Here is a 2,633-nt window from a genome sequence, read left to right as displayed (position 1 = left end):
ACGGCGTCTGGAGCCGGGATGCGAGGTCTATAGCGACGGCTTGGCGTGCTTTCGCCGTCTGGAGGAGGCCGGGCATGCCCACACCAGCCTCGATACCGGCGGCGGTCGTGCTGCAACCGAAGTCCAGGGAGCACGCTGGTTGAATGTGGTGCTGGGCAATGTCAAACGTGCCATCAGCGGCACCTACCATGCGGTGCGCCAAGCCAAATATGCGCGGCGCTACTTGGCCGAAGCGGCCTATCGATTCAACCGCCGATTTCGTCTGGAGCAGATGCTGCCGCGACTGGCGACTGGCGACTGGCGACTGGCGACGGCGCTGATGCGCTGTAAACCTTGCCCAGAGCGCGTTTTGCGTATGGCAAGCAACTTTCATGGCTGAGGGATAGGGCTAATCAGGAATAATTGCAGAACTATCGCAGAACTTTGGGATAACCGCCGGGCCAGCGCCAGCGCGACGATTGTTGGGGCTCTGGCACACTACGCCGCCCATGATTGCGCCGGCCCGTCCGGACCCGATGCCCATGAGACCAGCCGCACGCGTACAGATCGTCCAACGTGCCTCCGGCGCTGGCCGTTCCAGTGGCCGCTGGTGGTGGCTGCTGATCGCCATCGTCTGGCTGGCTTCGCTGGGCGGGGTGTGGTGGATGGCCACGCGCACGGCCGCCCCGCGGCTGATGAAGGCCGAGGCAGCGCTGCAGCAGGCGCAACGCAGCCAGGCCCGGCAACGTCGGCAGATCGAACAATTGCAGCAGCGCCAGGTCAATCTGGCGATGTCGGACAAGATCAGCCGCGCGGCCAATACCGAGGTGCAGGCTTCGCTGGCCGAGCGCGACGAGCAGATCGCCGCGCTGCGCGCCGACGTGGCGTTCTACGAGCGGCTGGTGGGCTCCACCGCACAGCGCAAGGGGCTCAACGCGCACTCGGTGCAATTCACCGCCGAAGCCGGCGGCACCTGGAATTACAGCGTGGTGCTGACCCAGAACCTCAACCGCGGCGCAATCAGCCAGGGCCAGCTGCGCTTTGCGGTGGAAGGCGTGCGCGCCGGCAAGCTGGTGACGGTGAGCTGGAACGAGTTGCACCAGAAGCCCGATGCCGCCGGGCAACCGTACTCGTTCCGCTATTTCCAGCAGCTGGACGGTAGCGTGATCCTGCCGAAGGATTTCACCCCGCAACGTGTCAAAATCTCCCTGAGCGGCGATGGGGCGCCGGTCAGTCAGACATTCGATTGGAAAGTCGCCGGCAATGGCGCGGGGGAGTAGCTCATGTTCGGAAACAAGTCCAACCGTGGTGCGCAGACCGTGGTCGATACCTTGATCGGGCCGCAGGTGGTGATCCGCGGCGACCTGATGTTCAGCGGCGGGCTTTATGTGGAAGGCCGCATCCTGGGCAAGGTGATTGCCGAAGACGGCGCCAGCGCCACCTTGACGGTGGCCGAGCAGGGCAGCATCGAGGGCGAAGTGCGTGCGCCGGTGGTGATCATCAATGGCCAGCTGACCGGCGATGTGCACGCGGCCGAGCGCGTCGAACTGGCCGCCAATGCGCGCGTGCAGGGCAACGTGCACTACCAGGTGGTGGAAATGAGCGCCGGCGCGCAGCTCACCGGGCGGCTGATCCATGCCGCTACGGCCGGCGCAACGGCGGCGCTGCCGGCGCCGGAAGCCAGCCGAGCCGAACCGGTCACGGCATTGCAGGCCGAAACCGCGGACGCCTGAGTGCGGCATGCGCGATGAATGCCGCGGCAGCCGATACGGCGGCGTGGCTTGAAGTGGGGCCGTCTGGCCCCCATGCTGGCGCCATGAGTACGCTCGTTTCGCTTCCCACTGCCGCCCCGGCGCCGGACTACCAGTCCATCGACCGGCCACTGAACTTTTCCGTGGCCGCTGCTGCCAAGGTGCGCGAGCTGATCCAGGAAGAGGGCAACGCCGACCTGGCATTGCGCGTGTACATCCAGGGCGGAGGGTGCTCCGGCTTCCAGTATGGCTTCGAGTTCGACGAGAACCGCGCCGAGGACGACCTGGCCGTGGCCACCGATGGTGTGACGCTGCTGGTGGATCCGCTGAGCCTGCAATACCTAATGGGCGCCGAGGTGGATTACACCGAGAGCCTGACTGGCGCGCAGTTCGTGATCCGCAATCCCAATGCGAAAACCACCTGCGGGTGCGGGAGCAGCTTCAGCGTTTGATTGCATCTGGGAGATGCGCATTGCTGGCGCGCAGCGCGTATTTTCTGCGGTGCATTCGCGTTGAGTGAGCGTGGTGCATCGCTTGCTTCGCCGCTGTGGCTCATCGGGCCACTGCCGACCGTCATCATGATGAGGCTGCCAACGCGAACTGCGCAGCGCGCGAATGGCCGCGGCCGGTCCTGCGGGCATGTGAGTCCTTCCACGCTGGGCAATGACCGCGGTAATCCTTCAAAACGACGACAGCGCTGCGCGCCACGTAAGACGCGTAAAGCAGCGAGCCACGTGCGGAGTTGAAAGTGCCTTCGCCGTGCGCGGCTATGCAAGGTGATTCAGCACAACGACAGGAATGCAGCGTGTTGCTGGCGATCAATAGCTAAACACGCATTTGATGGCCTGGGTTGCGCTCGCAAGGCGGGCAATCTACACGCGCGCCTAGGTGTTTGATCCCATG

Annotated in this window: 4 protein-coding genes; all 4 read left to right on the top strand. The window is 64.8% G+C overall.

What is annotated here, in order from left to right; translation table 11 throughout:
* Positions 1-379 (top strand): transposase (locus XAXN_RS11445; RefSeq protein ID WP_167694788.1); only part of this gene is annotated, 379 nt, incomplete at its 5' end.
* 142 nt (positions 380-521) lie between these two features.
* Positions 522-1,259 carry a DUF6776 family protein gene (locus XAXN_RS11440; protein WP_134980387.1) on the top strand — a complete coding sequence of 246 codons (738 nt, stop codon included), beginning with the start codon at positions 522-524 and terminating at the stop codon, positions 1,257-1,259.
* A 3-nt stretch (positions 1,260-1,262) separates the two neighbouring features.
* Positions 1,263-1,712, top strand: coding sequence for a bactofilin family protein (locus XAXN_RS11435; protein ID WP_054319637.1), 450 nt, complete (start codon positions 1,263-1,265; stop codon positions 1,710-1,712).
* Positions 1,713-1,795: 83 nt separating this feature from the next.
* Entirely contained in the window at positions 1,796-2,182 is a 387-nt protein-coding gene (gene erpA, locus XAXN_RS11430; RefSeq protein WP_002808218.1) for an iron-sulfur cluster insertion protein ErpA, read from the top strand.
* Positions 2,183-2,633 lie beyond the last annotated feature (451 nt).

This window comes from Xanthomonas axonopodis (assembly GCF_001304695.1).
Classification (GTDB): Bacteria; Pseudomonadota; Gammaproteobacteria; order Xanthomonadales; family Xanthomonadaceae; genus Xanthomonas; species Xanthomonas axonopodis.
This window is presented reverse-complemented; position numbering and strand designations above follow the sequence as displayed.

Excerpts from the sequence above, each read along its gene's own strand:
- XAXN_RS11435 (WP_054319637.1), top strand. The coding sequence starts at position 1,263 with ATGTTCGGAAACAAGTCCAACCGTGGTGCGCAGACCGTGGTCGATACC.
- XAXN_RS11440 (WP_134980387.1), top strand. The coding sequence starts at position 522 with ATGAGACCAGCCGCACGCGTACAGATCGTCCAACGTGCCTCCGGCGCT.
- erpA (WP_002808218.1), top strand. The coding sequence starts at position 1,796 with ATGAGTACGCTCGTTTCGCTTCCCACTGCCGCCCCGGCGCCGGACTAC.